This window comes from Stutzerimonas stutzeri (genome assembly GCF_024448935.1).
GTDB lineage: Bacteria > Pseudomonadota > Gammaproteobacteria > Pseudomonadales > Pseudomonadaceae > Stutzerimonas > Stutzerimonas stutzeri_AO.
Window position 1 is genome coordinate 1 of record NZ_JAMOIE010000033.1, and the last position, 22,722, is coordinate 22,722.

General features: G+C 62.8%; 17 protein-coding genes and 1 tRNA gene. 7 read left to right on the top strand and 11 right to left on the bottom strand.

Annotated elements, in window-relative coordinates; all coding sequences use genetic code 11:
* Positions 1-860, bottom strand: an 860-nt coding sequence (locus NA637_RS11360; protein WP_256072343.1) for an ImmA/IrrE family metallo-endopeptidase, incomplete at its 3' end; no start/stop codon positions are given.
* Between the two features lie 586 nt (positions 861-1,446).
* Here NA637_RS11360 and hsdR point away from each other — a divergent pair.
* From hsdR to NA637_RS11385, 5 genes are all read left to right on the top strand, one after another.
* Positions 1,447-4,914 carry a type I restriction-modification system endonuclease gene (gene hsdR, locus NA637_RS11365; RefSeq protein WP_256072344.1) on the top strand — a complete coding sequence of 1,156 codons (3,468 nt, stop codon included), beginning with the start codon at positions 1,447-1,449 and terminating at the stop codon, positions 4,912-4,914.
* Between the two features lie 91 nt (positions 4,915-5,005).
* Positions 5,006-6,517 (top strand): RNA-binding domain-containing protein, encoded by a 1,512-nt coding sequence (locus tag NA637_RS11370; protein WP_256072345.1) that lies wholly within the window; start codon positions 5,006-5,008, stop codon positions 6,515-6,517.
* A gap of 65 nt (positions 6,518-6,582) precedes the next feature.
* Positions 6,583-8,151 (top strand): HsdM family class I SAM-dependent methyltransferase, encoded by a 1,569-nt coding sequence (locus tag NA637_RS11375; RefSeq protein ID WP_256072347.1) that lies wholly within the window; start codon positions 6,583-6,585, stop codon positions 8,149-8,151.
* Positions 8,148-9,536 carry a restriction endonuclease subunit S gene (locus NA637_RS11380; protein ID WP_256072348.1) on the top strand — a complete coding sequence of 463 codons (1,389 nt, stop codon included), beginning with the start codon at positions 8,148-8,150 and terminating at the stop codon, positions 9,534-9,536. The genes NA637_RS11375 and NA637_RS11380 overlap by 4 nt, the downstream gene beginning before the upstream one ends.
* 150 nt (positions 9,537-9,686) lie before the next feature.
* Positions 9,687-10,496, top strand: coding sequence for a restriction endonuclease (locus tag NA637_RS11385; protein WP_272889000.1), 810 nt, complete (start codon positions 9,687-9,689; stop codon positions 10,494-10,496).
* Between the two features lie 53 nt (positions 10,497-10,549).
* Here the strand turns inward: NA637_RS11385 and NA637_RS11390 are convergent, their stop codons facing one another.
* The 4 genes from NA637_RS11390 to gabD form a co-directional block, all read right to left on the bottom strand.
* Positions 10,550-11,692, bottom strand: coding sequence for an acyl-CoA dehydrogenase family protein (locus NA637_RS11390; protein ID WP_256072349.1), 1,143 nt, complete (start codon positions 11,690-11,692; stop codon positions 10,550-10,552).
* 12 nt (positions 11,693-11,704) lie between these two features.
* Entirely contained in the window at positions 11,705-12,901 is a 1,197-nt protein-coding gene (locus NA637_RS11395; protein WP_256072350.1) for an acyl-CoA dehydrogenase family protein, read from the bottom strand.
* A gap of 46 nt (positions 12,902-12,947) precedes the next feature.
* Positions 12,948-15,053, bottom strand: a complete 2,106-nt coding sequence (locus NA637_RS11400; protein ID WP_256072351.1) for a 3-hydroxyacyl-CoA dehydrogenase NAD-binding domain-containing protein — start codon at positions 15,051-15,053, stop codon at positions 12,948-12,950.
* Positions 15,054-15,424: 371 nt separating this feature from the next.
* The gene (gene gabD, locus NA637_RS11405) at positions 15,425-16,873 is read right to left on the bottom strand and encodes an NADP-dependent succinate-semialdehyde dehydrogenase (RefSeq protein ID WP_256072352.1); all 1,449 of its coding nucleotides are present in this window, start codon (positions 16,871-16,873) and stop codon (positions 15,425-15,427) included.
* A gap of 326 nt (positions 16,874-17,199) precedes the next feature.
* Between gabD and NA637_RS11410 the strand changes: the two genes are divergently transcribed.
* Positions 17,200-17,276, top strand: a tRNA-Arg gene (locus NA637_RS11410).
* Positions 17,277-17,350: 74 nt separating this feature from the next.
* Here the strand turns inward: NA637_RS11410 and NA637_RS11415 are convergent.
* The 5 genes from NA637_RS11415 to NA637_RS11435 form a co-directional block, all read right to left on the bottom strand.
* The gene (locus NA637_RS11415; protein ID WP_256072353.1) at positions 17,351-17,839 is read right to left on the bottom strand and encodes a DUF2238 domain-containing protein; all 489 of its coding nucleotides are present in this window, start codon (positions 17,837-17,839) and stop codon (positions 17,351-17,353) included.
* A gap of 206 nt (positions 17,840-18,045) precedes the next feature.
* Entirely contained in the window at positions 18,046-19,443 is a 1,398-nt protein-coding gene (locus NA637_RS11420; RefSeq protein ID WP_256072354.1) for an ATP-binding protein, read from the bottom strand.
* Entirely contained in the window at positions 19,440-20,117 is a 678-nt protein-coding gene (locus NA637_RS11425) for a response regulator (RefSeq protein ID WP_256072355.1), read from the bottom strand. The genes NA637_RS11420 and NA637_RS11425 overlap by 4 nt, the downstream gene beginning before the upstream one ends.
* Positions 20,118-20,186: 69 nt before the next feature.
* Positions 20,187-20,792 (bottom strand): outer membrane beta-barrel protein, encoded by a 606-nt coding sequence (locus tag NA637_RS11430; protein WP_256072356.1) that lies wholly within the window; start codon positions 20,790-20,792, stop codon positions 20,187-20,189.
* Between the two features lie 136 nt (positions 20,793-20,928).
* On the bottom strand, positions 20,929-21,939 hold the full coding sequence (locus tag NA637_RS11435) for an SDR family oxidoreductase (protein WP_256072357.1): 1,011 nt from the start codon (positions 21,937-21,939) through the stop codon (positions 20,929-20,931).
* 109 nt (positions 21,940-22,048) lie between these two features.
* Between NA637_RS11435 and NA637_RS11440 the strand changes: the two genes are divergently transcribed.
* Complete coding sequence (locus NA637_RS11440; protein WP_256072358.1) at positions 22,049-22,306, top strand: hypothetical protein; 258 nt, start codon at positions 22,049-22,051, stop codon at positions 22,304-22,306.
* Here NA637_RS11440 and csgH read toward each other — a convergent pair.
* Positions 22,292-22,717: a curli-like amyloid fiber formation chaperone CsgH gene (csgH, locus tag NA637_RS11445; RefSeq protein ID WP_256072359.1), complete on the bottom strand. Its 426-nt coding sequence runs from the start codon at positions 22,715-22,717 to the stop codon at positions 22,292-22,294. The genes NA637_RS11440 and csgH overlap by 15 nt on opposite strands.
* Positions 22,718-22,722: the final 5 nt, after the last annotated feature.

The window sequence follows — 22,722 nt, forward strand, 5'->3', positions numbered from 1 at the left end:
ACACCCCACGCCCTGCGTTGTGGTTCCAGCCAGTCATCAAATTCGGCTACCTCAACAGGGCGCTCATTGTCACGAATGCTTAACAGAAACCGGTCGGGGACCAACAGATGGCCGGCAAAGGCATTCGCCTCTTGCTCTTCACCGTCCGCCGAATGCAGATCCTCTTCATCGTCAATCGAGCTTGCACGATGAATGAGTAGGTGCCCCAACTCATGCATCAACGTGAAGCTCTGGCGAGTATCTGCATCCTGCTTCTTGACGACGATTACCGGGCATTCAGGATCGTAGAGCGAAAAACCGAGGATTGGGTTTTCCTTCGCAATCTGCCATTTACCGTTGTAGCCATTACTGCGGAAGACCAACAGACCGCACGCTTCGATGGCCTTACGATAACTGTCGAAATTGTTACGGTTCGCCAGCCCCAGCCATTCACGCACACGGCTGGCCGCATCGGGAATACTCAGGCCTGCCAGGTCGGGCGGCGAGAAGCGCACAACCTCCGTCGGATCAAGCTCCTCACGTAGTGCAAGGAACACTGTGCGCTGGTGCTCCACTCGCTCAATCAACAGCTTCAAGCGGTGCGAAAGCTCCGGCTTCTGATTGCTCAAGGTGCGGAACTGCGGCGAATGCACCTTTGCCTCGTTGACCGGCCCTGGCTCCATAAAAAATAAGGTGCCTCGCCCGAAAAAGGCCGCCAGCTTACGCAGCTGGTTGAAGGTCAGACCGGCCTCGCCGGCCATCACTTTGTCAAAGCTGGCAGGTGCTATATCGATCTCACGGGCGAGTTCGTCCCGTGTCATGCCGTGATCGGCACAACACCAGTCTATACGCGCGAGATTGATCGATTGGATACGTTCCATGATTTGAGTATATAGACGGTGCGTACCTGTGAACATCAGCCATCAAAGCTAGCCGCTGAAAGCTTGATGCGGCAGAGACTGCCTCAGCTCGTCTGGCGCATTGAGCTTGCGCTGAGAGAAGAAATCGGGGCGAAGGAAAAGGCGTCGCTGGGAAATGGAAGGTGAGTACCTTTATGAGTACCCTTTATACTTTCAATACAACGACAATCCTTTAACTTAAAGACATAAAGGCTTCCAGTTTCACTCCTGGTGCCGCACCATATAGATCAAGGCCCGCAGCGATGCGGGCCTTTTTCGATTCTGTTGCGGGCTAACACTGGGCTAACACCAGAACGGAAAGGCATCTCTTCAAGCCGCTCCCTCTTGGCTCTCGTGCGCACGATTCCCCATCGTTGGCTGGGCCTCACAGGTACGTTTTCCGTGCGTACCACGCTGCGTACCAGCACCTTGCATACCAACCTTCCCGCTCGACTTAACTCATTTTGCAGCTCCATCCCGAGTACCCCCACCGCGCTACGTCTGGCATCATCCTTCTCACAGTATCGGCAAGACCGAATGACCGGCGGGTAACTTCAAGGGATGGAACATGGCCGAGAGCAGTAACTTCGCCTTTCTCAAGGAACACGATCCGGTGTTCTTTCAGCTCGCCAGCACGGCGGAGCAGGTATTCGCCAGTGACCCCAACACCACGCTGATCAAACTGCGCCAGCTCGGCGAGGCGCTGGCGCAGGACCTGGCCAGTCGCGCCGGCATGGAGTTCGAGGCCACTGCCACCCAGTCCGACCTGCTCTACAAGCTGAGCCGCGAGATCCAGCTGGACCAGAACATCCGCAGCCTGTTCCACACCCTGCGCATCGAAGGCAACAAGGCCACCCACCAGTTCCGCACCCAGCACCGCGAAGCACTGGATGGCCTCAAGGTCGCGCGCGAGTTGTGCGTCTGGTACCACAAGGCACTCGGTAAGGCCGGCAGAACTTTCAAAGCCGGCGCTTTCGTCATCCCCAGCGACCCTAGCGCCCCGCTGCGCGACCTGCAAAGCCAGATAGAACAGCTCAAGACGCAGTTGAGCGAATCCAGCCAGCAACTGGAAAGCAACCAGCAGTTGGCCGACCTGCTCAAGCGCGAGGCCGAGGAATACGCCGTACTTGCCGAACAGATGGATGCCGAATCTCGCAGCCATAAACAGTTGGCCGTCGAGCACGAAGCCGCTCTGCACAAACTACGCAGCGAACATGAACAAAGCCTCAAAACCCTGCAGCAGCAACTGGCTGCCCAGCCACAGGCCAGCCAGGAGGTTACCCAGAAAACCCAGCAGGCCAGCAGCCAGTTCGACCTCAACGAAGACCTCACCCGCATCCTCATCGACCAGCAGCTCAACGATGCCGGCTGGACGGCCGACTCGCTCGACCTGACGTACAACAAGGGCGCTCGCCCGGAAAAGGGTAAGAACAAGGCCATCGCCGAATGGCCGACCAGCAAGCCAAAAGAAAACGCCGACTATGTGCTGTTCGCCGGCCTCACCCCGGTCGCTATCGTCGAGGCCAAGCGCAAGCGCATCAACATTGCCGACCGCATCCCCCAGGCCGAGCGCTATTCGCGCCAGCTGATCATCACAGGCGATCTGCAGCCAGCCGGACCCGCAACCGGCTGGGTCGACGGCCAGGGCGGGCATTTTCAGGTCCCGTTCGCCTTCGCCTGCAATGGCCGCCCCTTCATCAAGCAGCTCGCCGAACAGTCCGGCATCTGGTTCCGTGACCTGCGCAGCCCGGCCAACCTGCGCCGTCCGCTGCAGAACTTCCACACCCCGGACGGCCTGCGCGACCTGTTCCAGCGCAGCCGCGAAGAGGCCGAAGCGAAACTCCAGCAGGAAGGCTTCGCCTACCTCAAGCTGCGCGACTATCAGGAAAACGCCATCAAGGCCGTCGAGCAGGCGCTCGCCGATAACCGCCGCCAATGTCTGCTGGCCATGGCCACGGGCACTGGCAAGACGCGCACCATCATCGGCCTGATGTACCGCCTGCTGAAGGCCGAGCGCTTCCGCCGCATTCTTTTTCTGGTCGACCGCAGCGCCCTCGGTCAACAGGCTATCGAGGCGTTCAACGAGGCGACGCTCGAGCAAAACCACACCCTGGCGCAGATCTACGACATCAAAGAACTGGGCGACATGGCCGCCGAGGCGGAAACACGCGTCCAGGTTGCCACTGTGCAGGCCATGGTCCGGCGCATCTTCCAGTCGGACAACCCGCCGCCCATCGACGCCTTCGACTGCATCATCGTCGACGAAGCCCACCGTGGTTACACACTCGACCAGGAAATGACCGAAGGCGAGCTGGCGGTGCGCGACGTCAGCCAGTACCTGTCGCAGTACCGTCGCGTGCTCGATTACTTTGATGCCTGCCGCATCGGCCTCACCGCGACGCCGGCCAAACACACCAGCGAAGTCTTCGGCGCCCCGATCTTCACCTACAGCTACCGCGAAGCCGTGGCCGACGACTGGCTGATCGATCACGAACCGCCGATCCGCTACCAGACCCTGCTGAGCCAGAACGGCATCCACTTCACCCGCGGCGAGAGCGTTAGTGTCATCGATACCGCCACCGGAGAAGTGGACGTAGCCGAACTGGAGGACGAGCTCGACTTCGAGATCGAATCCTTCAACCGCCGCGTGATCACGCCCGGCTTCGACAAGGTCATCTGCAAGCAGCTGGCCCAGGAGCTCGATCCTTCGGGCGACGAGAAGGCGATGATCTTCTGCGTCAACCAGGCCCACGCCGAGCGCGTAAAGAACCTGCTCGACGACGCCTTCAAGGAGTACCACGGAGAGGATTACAACCAGGCCGCGGTGCAGATCATCACCGGCCAGAGTGACAAGGTCGTACAGCTGATCCGCCAGTACAAGAACGAGCGCTACCCGAGCATCGCCATCACCGTTGATCTGCTGACCACCGGCATCGACGTGCCGCGCATCTGCCATATCGTGTTCATGCGCCGGGTGCGCTCGCGCATCCTCTATGAACAGATGAAAGGCCGCGCCACTCGCCGCTGCGACGAAATCGGCAAGACCGTATTCAAAATTTACGACCCGGTCGATCTCTACGCCAGCCTTGAGCCAGTGGACACCATGAAGCCCCTGGTGAAAGACCCGAGTATCAGCCTCGAACAGCTGGTCAACGAGCTCACCAACCCAGCCAGCCTCGATGCGCCCGGCAGCCAACCCGACACCAGCCATGCGCACGATGTACTCGACCAGCTCAGCCAGCGGGTCATGCGCATCCTGCGCAAGGCCAGCCACAAGGCCGAGAGCAAGCCGACCCTCAAGAACAAACTCGCCGAACTCGAAGACGCCTGGGGCGTGGCGCCGGACAAGCTGCACCAGCACCTGCACCAGCTTGGCCCGCAGCAGGCCGCACAATTTATCCAGCAGCATGCCCAACTGCTCGATCAGCTCGCCACGGTCAATGCCTTGCTCGGCTCCGAGAACTACCCGGTTATCTCCACCCATACGGACGAACTGATGGTCCGCGAGCAGAACTACGGCGCCAACCAGAAGCCCGCCGACTATTTGGAAAGCTTCAACGACTTCATCCGGAACCAGCTCAACCAGTCGGTGGCCCTGGGCGTGGTGGTCAATCGCCCGCAGGACCTGACCCGAGAGCAGTTGCGCGAGGTGCGCCTGCTGCTCGATGGGCATGGCTATAGCGAAGTGAACCTGCAAAGCGCATGGCGCAACCAGACCAACCAGGAAATCGCCGCCAGCATCGTCGGCTTCATCCGCCGCGCCGCCCTCGGCGAAGCCCTGCTGCCATTCGAGCAACGCGTGGCCAAGGCCATGGAGAAGATTTATACCCTGCAGCAATGGACACCAGTTCAGCGCAAGTGGCTGGAGCGCCTGGCCAAGCAGCTAGTGCATGAGGTCGTGATCGACGAAAAGCAGATCGGCGAGGCGTTCCGGAACGACGGCGGCAGCACCCGGTTGGACAAGATGCTTGGTGGCAATCTCGGCGTGGTGCTGGAAGCGCTGAACGACAATCTTTGGGTGCAGCAAACGGGGTGAAGCTGCCTCGCCGGTGATTGGCCACTGTGCTTATTAATAACGGACAATGGCTGCTGCCTGACTCCAGTACCGCGATTTCCAGAGACACCCCATGACCCCTGTCGAGCTTCAACAGATTCTTGCCCGTGGTGAAGACAGCCGCCACCAGTTCAAGCGCGACTTCAGCAACATCGATGCCCTGGCGGCCGAACTGGTAGCGTTCGCCAATACGTCCGGCGGCCATTTACTGATTGGCGTAGACGACTCCGGCGCGGTGAGCGGGCTGAGTGGCGCCGACGTTTCGCGGCTCAACCAGATGCTTTCCAACGCCGCCTCGCAGAACGTCAAGCCAGCGATCAACCCGCTGTCCCGCAACATCCAGACCGAGCACGGCCTGGTCATGGTGGTGACGGTCGACCAGGGCTTGAACAAACCCTATGTCGACAGTCACGGGCGCATCTGGGTCAAGAGCGGCGCAGACAAGCGTCGGGTCACGGCCCGTGAAGAACTGCAGCGATTATTCCAACAGGCCGGGCTGGTGTGCGCCGATGCGGTTCCGGTCGCGGGCAGCAGCGCGGCGGATATCGATGCAAAAGCGCTTGGCGAGTACTTCCAACGGCGTTTCCGGCAAAGCCCCGAGCAGGCGGGCCTGGAAACCATGCGCATCCTGGAAAATCTCGGCCTCGCCAGTGGCGGCACGCCCAACCTGGCCGGCTTGCTGCTCTTCGGCAAGGCGCCACAACGCCTATGCCCGGCCTTCGATTTCAAGGCCGTGGCGTTTCCGGGCACGGTCCTGCATGACCGCCACTACCTCGACAGCGAAGACATCGACGGCAATCTGGTGGAGCAGTACCGACGCAGCCTGGCCTTCATCAAGCGCAACCTGCGGCATGTGCAGCGCCAGCAAGGCTTCAACACCCTCGGTCAGCTGGAAGTCCCGGAGGAGGTATTCGAAGAGTTGCTGGTCAATGCCCTGATTCACCGTGATTACTTTGTCAGTGCCTCCATCCGGCTGATGATCTTTGCCGATCGGATCGAACTGATCAGCCCTGGACACTTGCCGGATGTCCTCGATACGCAGAAGATTCGATTCGGCCTGTCCAACCGCCGCAACCCGACGCTTACCTCTCATGCCGTACACATCCTGCCCTATCGTGGCCTGGGCACCGGCATCCCGCGTGCGATCGACGCCTGGCCGACGATTGAGCTAAATGACGACCGGGAGGGCAACCAGTTCAGGGTGGTGATTCGGCGACCGTTGGAAAGCGGGACTGCTTCGGGACCAGGCCGGGACCAAGCCGGGACCCAGTCGGGACCAAGTCAGGACCAAGTCGGGACCAGGTCGGGACCAGGTTCGCAGACCGCCGAGGCCAATCCGCCCTTGCCACCGGAGCCCCTTGCGCTGCTGCGCAGGATGACCGGTGATCACGCCGCCCCAGAACTGATGACGTTCACCGGGCGCAGCAACCGCAGCAAGTTTCGCGAACAGGTACTGGCCCCGCTGCTGGCGCTGGGCCTGGTCGAGATGACCATCCCGGACAAACCCAACAGCAGCAAACAACGCTATCGCCTGACCGCAGCCGGCCGCGCACTACAGGCTGAACAGGGCACCGCCCAAGACTGAACAGGCACAACACACCGATGCGTCGGGTAACCCGGCGCCTCTAACACTTTCGCCACAGGTAACCCATGACCAACTCCGACATCGTCCAGAAGCTCTGGAACCTCTGCGACGTCCTGCGCGACGACGGCATCAACTACAGCGACTACGTCACCGAGCTGGTGCTGCTGCTGTTCATCAAGATGGAATACGAGCAGGTGCAGAACAACGACAGCTTCGGCCACAAGCTGCCCGAAGGCGCGCGCTGGCCGGACCTGGCTGGCAAGTCCGGGCTCAATCTGCTCGACCACTACCGGCAGATGCTGCTGGACCTGGGCAAGAACCCGGACCCGCTGATCGCCGCCATCTATGCCGACGCCCAGACCCGCCTGAAGGAGCCGCGCCACCTCGAGCAGCTGATCAAGAGCCTCGACGGCATCGACTGGTTCAGCGCCCGCGAAGACGGCCTCGGCGACCTCTATGAAGGCCTGCTTGAGAAGAACGCCAGCGAGACCAAGTCCGGCGCCGGCCAGTACTTCACCCCGCGCCCGCTGATCGACAGCATCATCCGCTGCATCAAGCCGCAGCCGCTCGAAACCATTCAGGACCCGGCCGCCGGCACCGCAGGCTTTCTCATCGCCGCCGACGCCTACATCAAGCAGCACACCGACGATCTCTACGACCTCGACGACAAGGCACGCCGTTTCCAGCGCACCGACGCTTATGTCGGCGTCGAGCTGGTGTCCGGCACCCGCCGGCTGGCGCTGATGAACTGCCTGCTGCATGGCATGGAAGGCGACGCCGAGGGCGTGGTGCATCTGGGCAACGCCCTCGGCCAGACCGGTGCGGGGCTGCCCAAGGTGGACATCATCCTCTCCAACCCGCCGTTCGGCACCGCCAAGGGCGGCGGCGGGCCGACCCGCGACGACCTCACCTACCGCACCGGCAACAAACAGCTGGCCTTTCTCCAGCACATCTACCGCGGCCTCAAGCCCGGCGGGCGCGCCGCCGTGGTGCTGCCGGACAACGTCCTGTTCGAGGCCAGCGTCGGCACCGAGGTGCGCCGCGACCTGATGGACAAGTGCAACCTGCACACCATCCTCCGGCTGCCCACCGGCATCTTCTACGCCCAGGGCGTGAAGACCAACGTGCTGTTCTTCCAGAAAGGCACGGCCGACAACCCGCGCCAGGAAGAGCGCTGCACCGGGCGCGTGTGGATCTACGACCTGCGCAGCAACATGCCCAGCTTCGGCAAGCGCACCCCCTTCGGCCCTACCCACCTCAAGCCCTTCGAGGACGCCTATGGCGAAGACCCGAACGGCGGGAGCCCGCGCGCCGAGAACGTCGAGGGCATCGGCGAGGCCAGCCGCTTCCGCTGCTTTACCCGCGAGCAGATCCGCGAACGCGGCGACTCGCTGGATATCAGCTGGCTCAAGGACGAAAGCAGCCTCGACGCCGCCGACCTCCCCGCCCCGGAAGTGCTGGCCGGCGAGGCGATGGCCGAACTGACCGAGGCGCTGCATGAGCTGGAAGAGCTGATGAAGGCGTTGGGCGCCGGGGATGAAGTGGCGGCACAGAAGCAGCTGATGGCAGAGGTGATGGGATTTGAGCAGCCGGAAGCTGGAAGCGAGAAGCTGGAAGTGGGTGAACCGCAATGAGCGAATTGCCGGCTGGCTGGGCCGAAGCGTGTATTAGCGATTTGGCGGACCTGAATCCTAAGCAGGCATTCGACGATGAAACCGTCGCCGGTTTTGTGCCCATGTCCCATGCACCCACCACCTTCCGAGGCAAACTGCGCTTCGATGAGCGCCCGTGGGGCGAGATCAAGAAGGCTTACACAAACTTCAAGGATGGCGATGTGATTTTCGCCAAGGTCACGCCCTGTTTTGAAAACGGTAAGGCGGCCCATGTCGAGGGATTGCCGAACGGCATCGGTGCAGGAAGCAGCGAGTTTTTTGTACTTCGCCGAACCTGCGCTGATGTCTCGGCCAAATACCTATTGGCATTAGTCAAGAGCCACAACTTTCTACGTGAAGGCGCGGAAAACATGACGGGGGCGGTAGGCCTGCGCCGGGTGCCCAAGCAATTCGTGGAGAGCTACCCAGTAAAGGTGCCGCCCGCCGCCGAACAAGCCCGCATCGCCGCCAAGCTCGACGAACTGCTGGCCCAGGTCGACACCCTGAAAGCCCGCATCGACGGCATCCCCGCGCTGCACAAACGCTTCCGCCAATCCGTCCTCGCCGCCGCCGTTTGCGGGCGGTTGACGGAAGAGTGGCGGGATAATGACGAATACATTAATACCCACACTGAGCTTCAAATTCCCAACTCTTGGAAATGGCTAAGCGTTGGGCATCTTACTGAAGTAAAAGGTGGAAAGAGGTTACCTAAGGGTGAAGAGCTCACTCCTGACAATACGGGACACCCGTACATTCGTGCGGGCCAACTGAAAGACGGTACTGTATCTACAGAGGGGCAGCTTTTTGTCCCGAGTCATGTGCATCCCAAGATATCGAAATATATCGTTAACTCTGGTGACGTTTATATAACTATCGTTGGCGCATGCATTGGTGATGCTGGGGTTATCCCGCATCGTTGTGATGGCTTCAACCTTACAGAGAACGCTGCAAAAATCTGTAATTTTAAAACCTCGTTGAATAGTGATTACTTGGCAGCTTGGCTGAGAAGCCAGTATCTCCAAGAACTAATTCGACATGAGATAAAGTCGGGAGCCCAAGGAAAGCTCGCCTTAAAACGCATAAAAGAACTCCCGGTGCCATATCCGCCTTTTGAAGAACAAACCGAAATCGTCCGCCGTGTCGAGCAACTGTTCGCCTTCGCCGATCAACTCGAAGCCCGCGTCAAAGCCGCTCAGGCGCGCATCGACCACCTGACCCAGAGCATTCTCGCCAAGGCTTTCCGCGGCGAACTGGTGCCGCAAGACCCAGACGACGAACCCGCCAGCGTGCTGCTGGACCGCATCAAGGCCCAACGCGCCGCCGCGCCAAAGGCCAAACGCGGTCGCCGGGCCGCTATGCCGAGCTAAGCCATCGCATCAGGAAGAGAACGAACCATGTCCGTGCCGACCTACGACCAGTTCATCGAACCCATCCTGCGTTTTCTCGCCGCCCGCCCCGAAGGTGCCACGGCGGGGGAGGCTCACGAAGCCGCCGCTTAGGCGCTCGACCTGAACGAAATGCAGCGGCAGGAGACCACCACCAGCGGCCAGGCCACCTACAAGAACCGCGCAGGCTGGGCGCACGACCGGCTCAAGCGCGCCGGCTACTCCAGCAGCGCCAAGCGCGGCTACTGGAAGCTGACCGACGACGGGCTCGCCTTCTCCCAGGCCAACCCGGCTCCGCTGAGTTCTGAGCAGGTCAAGCAGCTGGCGATGAGCTTCATGAGTGTGAAGCTGAAGCCGGCGCCGGACGCCGCCTCGCTGGATGGAAGCAGCGACACTCAGGCACCGATCGTTCAGGCCGAAATCGCCACCAGCAGCCCACAGGAGGGGCTGAACCAGGCCATCCTCGAGCTGCGCACCAGCGTGGCGGGCGATCTGCTGGACAGCCTGCTGCAAGCCAGCCCGACGCGCTTCGAACACATCGTGCTCGACGTATTGCACAGCCTGGGCTACGGCGCGAACCGCCAGGCCCTGCAGCAGGTGGGCGGCAGCGGCGACGGCGGCATCGACGGGGTGATCTCGCTCGATGCGCTGGGGCTGGAAAAGGTCTACGTGCAGGCCAAGCGCTGGCAGAGCACCGTCGGCCGCCCCGAACTGCAAGCTTTCTACGGCGCATTGGCCGGACAGAAAGCCAGGCGCGGCGTGTTCATCACCACCTCCGGCTTCACCGCCCAGGCCGTCGACTTCTCCCGCTCGGTCGAAGGGCTGGTGCTGGTTGACGGCAAACGCCTGGTCAACCTGATGCTCGATCACCTAGTAATTCACATAGGATGTAACCGCTTTGCCATACCTGCCGGCAGAAGGCCAAGCGCTGCGGATATATGACAGGAAAGCAAAACCGGGCCGTGAGGTCCGGTTGCTGTATTGCGATTGGCGCGTTACGCCACCTGCATCAGCTTGGCGTAAGCCTTCAGGTGATGATCGTCGTCACCGAACTGGTGGGCGATCATCACCAGGCGCTTGGCGTGGTGGGCGAGGTTGTATTCCCAGGTCATGCCGATGCCGCCGTGCAGCTGGATGGCTTCCTCGGCGACCTTGCGCGCGGCGCGGGCGCAGATGTATTTGGCGGCGGCGATGATGCGACGACGCTCGTCGCTGTCTTCGCCGTCGGCGAAGGTCGCGGCGAGGATCGCCATGCTGGTGGCCTGTTCCCGCTCGGTCTGCATGTCCACCATGCGGTGCTGCAGCACCTGGAACTTGCCGATCGGCACGCCGAACTGCTTGCGCGTCTTCAGGTAGTCGAGGGTCAGCTTGCAGGCCTCGTCCATGCTGCCGAGGGCATCGGCGCACTGCGCGGCGATGGCGCGGCCTTGCTGGTAGCGCAGCGCCGGGAGCGCGTTGCCGATTTCGCCGAGCAAAGCGTCTGCACCCACCTGCACGTTGTCGAGGAACAAGTCGCAGCCCTTGCGCCCGTCGATGGTCGGGTAGACGCGACGGCTGACGCCCCGGGCGTTCGGGTCGATGAGGAACAGGCTGATGCCGGCCTCGTCGCGGCTGTCACCGGAAGTGCGCGCCGAGACGATGATCTGCCCGGCGCTGTGCCCGCCGATCACCACGGCCTTGCGTCCGGACAGGCGATAGCCGCCGTCGGCCGCCTCGGCCTTGGTCTGTACGTCGTGCAGGTTGTAGTGGCTCTGCGGCTCGTCGAAGGCCACCGCCAGTTGCAGCGAACCGGCCGCGACCTGGGGCAGCAGATTTTCTTTCTGCGCGTCGCTGCCCAGCTGATTGAGCAAGCCGCCGCCGAAGATCACCGATTGCAGGTAGGGTTCCAGGGTCAGGCCCCGGCCCAGCTCGGTCATCACCAGCATGGTTTCCACACCACCACCGCCAAAGCCGCCAATCTCTTCGGCAAAGGGTACGGCAGTCAGGCCCAGCTCGCCCAGCTGGCCCCAGAACTCGGCGGAAAAACCCAGCTCCGATTCGCTGAATTTCTCGCGCTGTTCGAACGGGTAGGCGTCGCGCACCAGACGCGCCGCGGTGTCCTGCAGCATTTGCTGCTCTTCAGTCAGTTTGAAGTCCATTGCGGTGCCCCCTTACAGCTCGAGAATCATCTTCGAGACGATGTTCTTCTGGATTTCGTTGGAGCCGCCGAAGATCGACAGCTTGCGCATGTTGAAGTAGTCACCGGCCAGCGACGCGCTGTAGTCGGCGTGCAAGAGCTCGCCGTCGTAGTCCAGTTGCATTTCCTCTTCGAGGAACGGCAGCGCGTAGGGGCCGATGACCTTGCGCAGCAAGTGGGTGATGGCCTGGCGTATCTCGGTGCCCTTGACCTTGAGGATCGAGGACTCGGCACCGGGCACGCCGCCCTCCTTCGCCGCCGCAAGAATGCGCAGGGTGCTCATCTCGATGGCCATCAGCTGCATTTCGACCTCAGCGACCTGGGCGCGGAACAGCGGGTCTTCGAGCATCGGCTTGCCGTCGCAGACTTCCTTCATGGCGATGCGCTTCAGATGCGCCAGCGCCGCCTTCGAGGCGCCGATGCCGGCGAGGCCGGTGCGCTCGTGGGTCAGCAGGTACTTGGCGCAGGTCCAGCCCTGGTTTTCCTCGCCGACGAGGTTTTCCACCGGCACGCGGACGTTGTCGAAGAAGACTTCGTTGACCTCGTGGTCACCGTCCAGGGTGATGATCGGCCGCACGCTGATGCCCGGGCTCTTCATGTCGATCAGGAGGAAGCTGATGCCGCGCTGCTGCTGGGCTTCGGGGTCGGTGCGCACCAGGCAGAAGATCATGTTGGCGTGCTGGCCGAGGGTGGTCCAGGTCTTCTGGCCGTTGACCACGTAATGGTCGCCGTCGCGCACGGCGCGGGTCTTGAGGCTGGCAAGGTCGGAACCGGCGCCCGGCTCGGAATAGCCCTGGCACCACCAGTCCTCGCCGGAAAGGATGCGCGGCAGGTAATGGTCGATCTGCTGCTGGGTGCCGAACTTGATGATCACCGGGGCGACCATGTTGACGCCAAAGGGCACGCTACGTGGGGCACCGAAGGCGGCGCACTCTTCGTCGAAAATGTGTTTTTCCACCGGGCCCCAGGTGGTGCCGCCCAGCTCCACCGGCCAGCCCGGTGCGTACCAGCCGCGCTTGACCAGGATCTGCTGCCAGCGCTCGTGATCCGCTTTGGACATGTGCTTGCCGAGCTTGACCTTGGCGGCGATATCCGCCGGCAGCTCGCTTTTCAGGAAGGCACGCACTTCATCGCGGAAGGCGAGTTCCTCGGCCGTGTAGTTGACGTTCATGGATGAATCCTCGAAATCCGATCGGCAGGGTGCAGGCGGGCGGCGCTCATTGCCCGGCCTGCCATTCGGTGAAAGTACGGCCTTCGGCGGCCAGTTTTTCCAATAGCGGTGCCGGCTTCCACCAGTCACCGCACCGTGCGTGGAGTTCGCGAACCCGCGCCAGCACGGTGTTCAGCCCAACGCTGTCGGCGTAGTACATCGGCCCGCCGCGGAAGGCCGGGAAGCCGTAGCCGTTGAGGTAGATGACGTCGATATCGCTGGAGCGCTGAGCGATGCCTTCCTCAAGGATCTTGGCGCCTTCGTTGACCAGCGCGAAGATGGTCCGCTCGACGATGTACTGCTCGTCCAACTCTCGCCGCTCGATACCTTTTTCCCGCGACGCCGCTTCCAGCATAGGCAAGAGTTCAGGGTTCTCCAGTGGCGTGCGGTTTCCCGGCTCGTAGCGGTAGTAGCCAGCGCCGGTCTTCTGGCCGAGCATGCCGGCGGCGCAGAGCCTGTCGGACACGGTGGGGAAATCCAGATGCGCCGGCAATGTCGCGCGCTGGCGCTTGCGGATCGCCTGGCCGATGTCGAGGCCCGACAGGTCGCGCATGGCGAAGGGCCCCATGGCCATGCCGAAGTTGCGCAGCGCGCCATCGACCTGCTGCGGCGTGGCGCCCTCCTCCAGCAGAAACTCCGCCTCACGACCGTACTGGAAGACCATACGGTTACCGACGAAGCCGTCGCAGACGCCGACCACCACCGAGACCTTCTTCAGTTGCTTGCCGATCGCCATCGCGGTGGCCAGCACCTCGTGACTGGTCTTCGCGCCACGCACCACTTCGAGCAGGCGCATCACATTGGCGGGGCTGAAGAAATGCAGGCCGACCACGTCTTCAGGGCGCTTGGTGAAGGCCGCGATGGCATTCAGATCGAGTGACGAGGTGTTGGACGCGAGGATCGCACCGGGTTTGCACACTGCGTCCAACTGCTCGAAGACCTGCTGCTTGACGCCCATTTCCTCGAACACCGCCTCGATCACCACGTCGGCGTCGGTCAGAGCGCTGTAATCGGTAACGCCTTCGATCAGCTGGAGGCGCTGTTCCATCGCATCGGCAGTCAGGCTGCCGCGCTTGACGCTGGCGGCATAGGTATCGCGGGCACGTTGCAAGCCACGCTGCAGCGCGTCTTCATTGATCTCCAGCAGCTTCACCGGCACGCCGGAATTGGCGAAGCTCAGGGCGATACCGACACCCATGGTGCCGCCGCCGATCACCGCGGCGGTCTTGATCGGCCGCGGTTTGACGTCGGATGGCAGATCGTTGATCTTGCCCGCCTGGCGTTCGGCGAAGAATGAATGGACCAAGGCACCCCGCTGTGGCGAGTTCAGGCACTCGGCGAACAGCTCACGCTCACGCTTGAGACCTTCGGCCAGCGGCAGCTTGGTTGCCGCCTCGACCGCCGCGATGCAACGCAGCGGCGAGAACAGCCCAGGCATGCGCTTAGCGACTTCAGCGTGCTTGGCACGGATCAGGGCCTCGTTGTCGGCGCCCTCAAGGCCTTGGGTCTGCTCGCCAGTGCGTCGCGGGGCGCGGCCTTCATCGACCATACGCCGGGCGTAAGCGAGGCCGGCGTCCACCAGATCACCCTCAAAGAGCTCGTCGACGATATTGTGCTCCACCGCCTCTGCCGCGCCGATCGGCGTGCCGCTGACGATCATGTCCAGCGCCTTCTCGACGCCGGCCAGACGCGGCAAGCGCTGGGTGCCGCCGGCGCCGGGCAACAGACCCAGCTTCACTTCCGGCAGGCCGACCTTGGCGTCCCGTCGGGCGATGCGGTAATGGCAGCCCAGCGCGACTTCCAGGCCGCCACCGAGGGCGGTGCCGTGAATCACCGCGACGCTGGGCTTGCTGGCGCCCTCGATGACGTCGATCACCTCGGGCAGGCTCGGTGCCTGCGGCGGCTTGCCGAATTCCTTGATGTCCGCGCCGGCAATGAAGGTACTGCCCTCGCAGACCAGCACCACGGCACGGACCTGCGGGTCCGCCTCGGCGCTCTGAAAGGCCTGCAGCAGACCTTCACGCACCGCCTGGCCGAGCGCGTTGACCGGTGGATTGTTGACCGTGATCAGAGCGACTTCGCCCTGAAGTTCGAGCCGTACGACGTCCGTCATGGCAGGCCTCCGCTTGTGAACATGATGATTGGATTTGTTATTTCACGGAATCAGGTTTCGCACAGCAGAATAGTCGAGCCATTTCTGAATGTCGATAGGTGAGCCGCCGCCAACCTGTCGGCCAACCTAGAGGCAGACAGGCCGTAGCGCGAAGGACGACACGGAGCGCGCGCGGCGAGGCAGCGCACCGAAGAGCGCAGCGACACCCTGGCGCACGCGGGCGAACAAGTCCGCGCCCATAAACGCCGACGCCCCCGTAGGGGCGAATTCATTCGCCCGGATAACCCCCCGCCCAGGCCGAACAAATCGCCCCTACGGCGACAAACGCCCCGGCAGGCCATACGCAGACTGCCGGGACGCAGCGTCAGGCGTCATAGGCCCAGACAGAGATACTTGATTTCGAGGTATTCCTCTATCCCGTACTTCGAACCTTCGCGACCCAAACCGGAGGACTTCACGCCACCGAACGGCGCCACTTCGGTGGAAATCATGCCGGTGTTGATGCCGATCATTCCCGACTCGATCGCCTCGGCCACACGGAACACGCGACCCAGATCGCGGGCATAGAAGTACGCCGCCAGGCCGAATTCGGTGTCATTGGCCAGGGCGATGCCCTCGGCCTCGTCCTTGAAGCGGAACAGCGGCGCCAGGGGGCCGAAGGTTTCTTCCTTGGCCACCTTGGCGTCATGCGGCACGTTGACCATCAGCGTCGGCTCGAAATAGCTGCCGCCCATCTGATGCGCTTTGCCGCCGGTGAGCACCTGGGCACCATTGGCGACGGCATCTTCGATGTGTTCCTTGACCTTGGCCGCAGCGCGGTCGTCTATCAGCGGGCCGATATCGACACCCTCGTCCAGGCCATTGCCGACCTTGAGCTTTTCCACCGCGGCCTGGAATTTCTTGGCGAACTCGTCGTACACGCCGTTCTGGACATAGATGCGGTTGACGCACACACAGGTCTGCCCCGCGTTGCGGTACTTGGACTGCATGGCGCCCTTCACGGCCTCGTCCAGGTCGGCGTCATCGAAGACCAGGAACGGCGCATTACCGCCCAGCTCCAGCGAGAGCTTCTTGATCCCCGGCGCACACTGGGCCATCAGCTTGGCACCGACTTCCGTGGAGCCGGTGAAGCTGAGCTTGCGCACAGTCGGGTTGGCCGTCAGCTCTTCACCGATGTCGCCGGCCGAGCCCGTGATGACACTGAACACACCTTTCGGGATGCCGGCGCGTTCGGCCAGTTCGGCCAGGGCCAGCGCGGAGAACGGCGTCTGGCTGGCAGGCTTGAGCACCATGGTGCAACCAGCGGCCAGCGCCGGGCCGGCCTTGCGGGTGATCATCGCCGCCGGGAAATTCCACGGCGTGATGGCTGCGGTCACGCCGATCGGCTGCTTGATGACGATGATCCGCTTGTCTGTCTGGTGCCCCGGAATCGTGTCGCCATAGATGCGCTTGGCTTCCTCGGCAAACCACTCGATGAACGAGGCGGCGTAGGCAATCTCGCCCTTGGATTCGGCCAGCGGCTTGCCCTGCTCCAAGGTCATCAGACGGCCCAGGTCATCCTGGTTCTCCATCATCAGTTCGAACCAGCGGCGCAGCTTCTGCGAGCGCTCCTTGGCCGTCAGATCACGCCAGGCTGGCAAGGCGCGCTCGGCCGCTTCGATGGCACGGCGGGTTTCGGCAGCGCCCATCTTCGGCACGGTACCGAGAATCTCGTTGCTGGCCGGATTGTTGACCTTGATGGTCTGGCCGCTGTCCGCGTCCTGCCAGGCTCCGTCGATATAAGCCTGCTGGTGGAACAGCTTGGTGTCTTTGAGTTGCATGGCAGTCTCCTGAGAGCCGGCACGGCGCCGGAAATGAATCAAGGCCTTGAGGCCGTACGGGGCAGTTGGCAGTGGAACCGCCCGACCTAGGTCAGAACGAGGACTTGCCTCGGGGTTCCTGCCGAATGACGAGCGTTTGAAATCTCGAACGAATCCTAAAGCCTGCACCCCAGAATCAGCAATGTCATGTTCGGAAAACCCAACGCGCGATAGCTCAGCCTGATGACCGGCCAGACCGCCGCCTGGCGCCCCGCTCCGTCTGCCACGTACCCGCCGAAGCGCCATGGACGACCGCGAGCGACATGCGTATGATTGCGCCCCGCAACGCACCAGTAGCTCAGCTGGATAGAGTACTGCCCTCCGAAGGCAGGGGTCGTGGGTTCGAATCCCGCCTGGTGCGCCACATCTCATTGATTTATCCAAATTGTTTTACAAGTCCGATAAATCAACTTGCTCTCCTCCAGCTAAACTCGAATTCTAAATGCAGGCCATGCGTAAGCGGTAACTCCCGACGTTCTTCTCTTGCGCTGCGCCTTGCGGAGAATGACTCCAGTGATTGGGCGACACGGGGGCCTGCAGATGGTGACGCAAGTGGATGAACGGCGGCGACGGCACAGTGCGGCGGAGCGGCGTGCGGTGCTGGCGCGGTTCGCGGCCAGTGATGTGGGCGTGGCGGCGTTCTGCCGGTCGGAGTCGATCAGCGTGGCGACGCTGGCAGGCGTTGGGCGATCGCGGTGACGCGCCGCGCGCAGCGGCGCCGGGCCTTGTCGAGCTGGGCGCGCTGAGCATCATCGCCATGCTTACGCAGACAAACGGCACCAGGTGTCTGCCATGAACCCGCTCATTACGCACCAGCAGTTCCCGCGCGATAAGGGCCGGCACAACGCCCTGGAAGAAATGGCCAAGCCGGTCGTAAGGGTTACGGCTGAGGTCCAGCCAGTCCTGCAGCCAGAAGCCGACCGGCACACGGGGGGAAGGTGCAATGGCCGCCCGCAACCAGCCCGAGGGCCTGGACAGCCAGGTGTCCGCGGTTCCAGCTCAGATCGATGTGCTGGCGGACCAGCCGTTTGTTGTCGTCCAGTGACATTTGTCGCGTCCGGTAAGTGGCAGGGCTACGAACTGTAGCAGCCGCCACCCGGAACAGGCATCAATCAACAGATCCTTTCGTCGGCTCAATCCACCGGCAGGCGCAACCGAAACGCAGCACCGCCAAGCGTGGAATCGTCGAGCCTGAGCTCGCCGCCGTAGCTGTCGATGATGTCCTTCACCACTGCCAAGCCGATGCCTTGGCCAGGGTGCTGGGCGTCCAGCCGTTCACCACGACGCAGGATGCGGGCGCGTTGGTCGACCGGCACGCCGGGGCCGTCATCTTCGACGCTCAGCGTCAGGTATTGGTCGCCTTGCTGCAGGCTGATGCGTACCTGATGGAGACAAAGTCGGTAGGCGTTCTCCAGCAGGTTGCCGAGCAGTTCCATCAGCGCACCCTGTTCCAGCGGCAGGGTGGCCTTTGCCGGAACCTGCAGTTCGACCTGCACGCGCTTGTCCTGGTAGACCTTGTCCAGCGTGCTGCACAGGCGCACCAGCAGCGGCTGCAGCGCTACCCGGTGGCGCACCAGGCCGCTCTGGCCGAGGCTCGCCCGCTGCAGCTGGTAGCCGATCTGCTGGCTCATGCGCTCGATCTGCGCGCGCATCACACGGGACTGTTCGCGGTTGTCCGGCTGCGTGCTGATCACTTCGCCGACGCTCTGCAGCACCGTCAACGGCGTCTTCAGGCTGTGGGCCAGGTCGCCCAGGGAGTTGCGGTACTGCTCGCGCTGGCTACGCTCGCCGTCGAGCAACCGGTTCAGCGAGCGGGTCAGGCGCAGCAGTTCGCGGGGGTGTCGATCGCTGAGCCGATCCAGCCGCCCCGCCTCGACCTGATCCAGCTCGAGGCTCAGGCGCTTGAGCGAGCGAAAGCCCCAGGTCAGGCCCAGCCAAAGCAGCGTCAGTAGCACCAGCAGCCCGCCGCCGAGCCAGAGATAGAGCTGTTGCCGAAATTCCTCGAAGAGGCTGCGGTATTCGCTGGTGGGTTGCATGGTGACGAAGCTGAACGCCTGACGGTCGTCATCGGTCAGGCGCAGCTCGACATCGTAGACGAAGTACTCGACGCCATCGGCGTCGCGGACCCGCCTGAACTCGGTGACATGGCCGTTCAGGCGCGGCTGATAGTCGATGGATTCATCTTCGGCCGAACGCGACTGCCAGAGCCGTTTGCCTTGCGGGTCGTAGATGTAGCCCAGCAGCTTGGCATCGGGCAGATCGAACTCTTCGTCGGGCAACCGCTCCGGCATCACCAATCGGCCCTGTTCGATGCGCGATGCGGTGATCAGTGTATTGGCATCGGCGGCCAGGCGCTCTTCGATGACCCGCTCGAAGGCGAGGCTGAACGCAGCCTGCAGCACCGGCAGCAGGGCAAGCATGAACAGAACGGCGAGACAGGTGGCGCCCAGCATCAGGCGCAGGCGCAGTGACAGGCTGCCGTTGCGTGCGGCCCGAGCCAGCACGCGCAAGCGGCGCCCATTGAGGCTCATCGGCAGCGCTCGGTGAACAGATAACCCAGGCCGCGAACGGTATCGATGGGTTTAAGCCCGCCTTGGGCTTCCAGCTTGCGCCGCAGCCGGCCGACCAGTACCTCGATGACGTTGGCGTCGCGTTCGTTGTCGTCCGGGTAGAGCTGCTCCATCAGGCGCTCCTTGGCGACTACCTGCTGCTGGTGGCGCATCAGGTATTCGAGGATGCGGTATTCGTAGGCGGTCAGCGGCAGGGGCTCGTCATTGACCAGCGCCTGTTTGCGGTTGAGGTCGAGCCTCAACGGCCCGGCCTCGATGCTGGCCTGGCTGAAGCCGGACGAGCGTCGCAGCAGCGCGTTGAGCCGTGCCTCCAGCTCCTCGAACTGGAAGGGTTTGACCACGTAGTCGTCGGCACCGGCGGCCAGTCCTTCGACCTTGTCCTGCCAGTTGCCGCGCGCCGTGAGGATGAGGATGGGAAACCGCTCGCCATTGCTGCGCAACTGGCGAATCAGATCCAGCCCGGAGATGCCCGGCAGGCCGAGGTCGACCACCGCTAGGTCATGATTGAACTCGCGGGTCTGATAGAGCGCCTCTTCGGCGTCGGCCACCGCGTCGACCACGTGCCCGCTTTCGCTCAGGCGAGTCAGTAGGTGGTGGCGCAGCAGCGCCTCGTCTTCCACCACCAGTACTTTCATGTGCGGCTCCTGTCATGCAAGCGGCCGGGACAAGCCCGGCCGTGTTCCTGTCGAGGCAAGCGCGCCTGCTTAGAACGTGTAGTTCACGCCCAGGTAGGCCTGCTTGGTGCTATGCAGGTCGATCGAACCGACCTTGCCAACGCCGCGCTCGGCCACTTCGGTGCCGGCGTTGCTACGCAGATAACGGTAACCCGCTTCGATCGAGGTGTTATTGCCGACGTCTTGCAGCACACCAGCCTGCAGGCCCACCAGATAACCGATGTCACTGTCGCGGCGGTATCCTCTGGACTCGTTCTCGAGCTTGGTCAGACCGGCACTGGCGCCACCGAACAGGCGGGTAGTGTCGCCGACCGGGAGGAACAGGTCGTAGCTGCCGAACAGGTTCTGCTGACGCAGCTTGAGCGAGCTGCCGTAGTCGTCGGACACGTTTTCGTAGGTGGCATAGTAGCGTGCTTCGTCGGTCATCTGACCGGCGCGGATGCCCCAGGTGCCGCTGTTCTTGATGGTGTCATCGAAGCGGTTCGCGCCCGGCATGTTCTGCTTCAAAGTGCTGGAGCGGTCGATGTTGAAGGTGCTCTCGCCCCAGGTAAGACCGGCAAAGTTGTCGGCGGCTTGGGCGCCGAGGCTGAAGATACTGAGGGTGGTGGCGATGGCCAGGGTATGCAACCTGTTCATGTGTCGCTCCTTTGCAGGCATGGAGAAATTTACGTCTCCATCCTGCCTGCGGGACGCTGAACAGCGCCTGAACCCTGACTGAACCTGAGCTGAACGATCATGCGGCCAGCGCAGCCTGGGCTGCGCTGGTGGTCAGCTAGCGCCCGCGACGCCCCAGCAGGGCGACCAATGCTGCTGCCCCCACCGCCACGGCGGCAGTGGTCGCGACCGGATGCTGGCTGGCACGGGTGTACAGGGTGCGAGTCAGCACCATGCCCGGATAATCGCCACTGGCGCTGCCGTCACCCACGCTGCCGACATCGCTGGCGTAGAGCGCGCCGCGCGGGTGTCGGTCTGGGCGGCCGCTCTTGATGGTGTCGTAGACAAAGGTGCGGTTGATCCAGTCGGCCAGGTGCGGCGCGTTCTGTGCGAGTCGCGACAGCAGCCTGGCATTGCCGATGTAAACGTCGCGCTGCGGGTACTCGGCGGCATGCAGGATCGCCCGCGCCACCACTTCGGGAGCATAGACCGGCGGCGGAAACACCGGGGCGCTGGGCAGGTAGTTTTTCGAGTGGTCCATGAACCGGGTGTCGGTCGAGGAGGGGCGTACCAGGGTCACCGATACCGGCGTGTGTGACTTCTGCAGCTCGACGCGCAGCACGTCGGTCATCGCCTTGATCGCATGCTTGCTGGCGCTGTAGCTGCTGTGAAAGGGCAGGGCATTGGCCGATTCGACACTGCCGATGTTGATCAGGGCACCGCCTTTGTCGCGCAGATGCTTAACGGCGACGGATGAGCCGTAGTAAGTGCCCCAGAAGTTGGTCTGCATCACCTGATAGTGGTCTTCGTCGCTGACCTCATCGAAGCGTCCCCATACCGAGCTGCCGGCATTGTTGATCCAGGTGTCGAAGCCACCGAAACGGGCGACGGTCTCGCTGGCGACGCGTTCCAGCTGCGCGCGCTGGCCGACATCGGCCATGACGTGAAGGACCCGGTCCCCCGCGTTCAAGTCACGCTCGATGTCGAGCAGGGCTTCTTCGTTACGCGCCACCAGCACCACGCGTGCACCTCTTTCGATGGCGAGGCGCGCGGTCGCCAGGCCGATCCCGCTCGAAGCACCGGTGATGACGATGACCTGCTCAGGCAAGGGTTTGAGAGAAATGCGCATCGGGATCTCCTCGGATAGCAACGATGTGGATTGGCTCGGTAGAAGCCGTGGCCGCGCTTCCGGTTCCGGGCAGGCGATGGATGGCAACGGTTGATCGAGCCCGGGCTGGATGGCGCTGCTGGCGATGCCGAGATACAGCGGGCAGGTTCTGACCGAATACACCACCATTGTGCAGCAGCCGGGAAGCGAGCAGATCATGCGCTATATCAGCAGCGGCAGCGTCCTGGTCGACGACCTGCTGACCCTGCTTGAACTGGCCCTGGTGTTGGCGATATCGAGCCTGACGTATCACTACGTCGAGCTGAAGGGGATTGAGGTGGGGCGCCGGCTTGCACGCAGCCAGCCAAGACCGCTATCGCCGGTTTGAATCGGCCCTGACGAATAGATGATCCGCAGCAGCAGGCGTGGGATCTGGCGCCGAGGGCGCCGAATCGGTGGGTTGGGTTGCAGGATAGGTCTGATGCAGAGGCGCTTGCTGCTGGCCATCAACGGACCAGGTGACCGTCGCCTCGATCTGGCCGTCGGGTGCGATACCGAGTCGGTTGTTCAGCGGACACTGCGTTTCAGGCCCGCTGGTCAGCTCGCCCGATTGGCGGCTGCGGCTGGTACCGGCGTGGCCCTTGGAACGCACTTCCAGCTGGTAGCTAAGCCGGTGGGGTTCGGCACTGCTGAAGCACAACCGCACGTTCAGCCGGTCGGCTTCGGGCAGCAGCTCCAGGCGAGCATCAACGGGACCGGCGGAGGCGAGCAGCATGGCGGCGAGGGTCGCGGTGAGCATGGGTG

Bases quoted from the DNA above. Each gene is read 5' to 3' on its own strand.
- NA637_RS11425 (WP_256072355.1), bottom strand. From the start codon at position 20,117: ATGAAAGTACTGGTGGTGGAAGACGAGGCGCTGCTGCGCCACCACCTA.
- NA637_RS11385 (WP_272889000.1), top strand. From the start codon at position 9,687: ATGCAGCGGCAGGAGACCACCACCAGCGGCCAGGCCACCTACAAGAAC.
- NA637_RS11430 (WP_256072356.1), bottom strand. From the start codon at position 20,792: ATGAACAGGTTGCATACCCTGGCCATCGCCACCACCCTCAGTATCTTC.
- csgH (WP_256072359.1), bottom strand. From the start codon at position 22,717: ATGCTCACCGCGACCCTCGCCGCCATGCTGCTCGCCTCCGCCGGTCCC.
- NA637_RS11440 (WP_256072358.1), top strand. From the start codon at position 22,049: ATGGCGCTGCTGGCGATGCCGAGATACAGCGGGCAGGTTCTGACCGAA.
- NA637_RS11400 (WP_256072351.1), bottom strand. From the start codon at position 15,053: ATGACGGACGTCGTACGGCTCGAACTTCAGGGCGAAGTCGCTCTGATC.
- NA637_RS11370 (WP_256072345.1), top strand. From the start codon at position 5,006: ATGACCCCTGTCGAGCTTCAACAGATTCTTGCCCGTGGTGAAGACAGC.
- NA637_RS11435 (WP_256072357.1), bottom strand. From the start codon at position 21,939: ATGCGCATTTCTCTCAAACCCTTGCCTGAGCAGGTCATCGTCATCACC.
- NA637_RS11395 (WP_256072350.1), bottom strand. From the start codon at position 12,901: ATGAACGTCAACTACACGGCCGAGGAACTCGCCTTCCGCGATGAAGTG.
- gabD (WP_256072352.1), bottom strand. From the start codon at position 16,873: ATGCAACTCAAAGACACCAAGCTGTTCCACCAGCAGGCTTATATCGAC.
- NA637_RS11420 (WP_256072354.1), bottom strand. From the start codon at position 19,443: ATGAGCCTCAATGGGCGCCGCTTGCGCGTGCTGGCTCGGGCCGCACGC.
- NA637_RS11390 (WP_256072349.1), bottom strand. From the start codon at position 11,692: ATGGACTTCAAACTGACTGAAGAGCAGCAAATGCTGCAGGACACCGCG.
- NA637_RS11380 (WP_256072348.1), top strand. From the start codon at position 8,148: ATGAGCGAATTGCCGGCTGGCTGGGCCGAAGCGTGTATTAGCGATTTG.
- NA637_RS11375 (WP_256072347.1), top strand. From the start codon at position 6,583: ATGACCAACTCCGACATCGTCCAGAAGCTCTGGAACCTCTGCGACGTC.
- hsdR (WP_256072344.1), top strand. From the start codon at position 1,447: ATGGCCGAGAGCAGTAACTTCGCCTTTCTCAAGGAACACGATCCGGTG.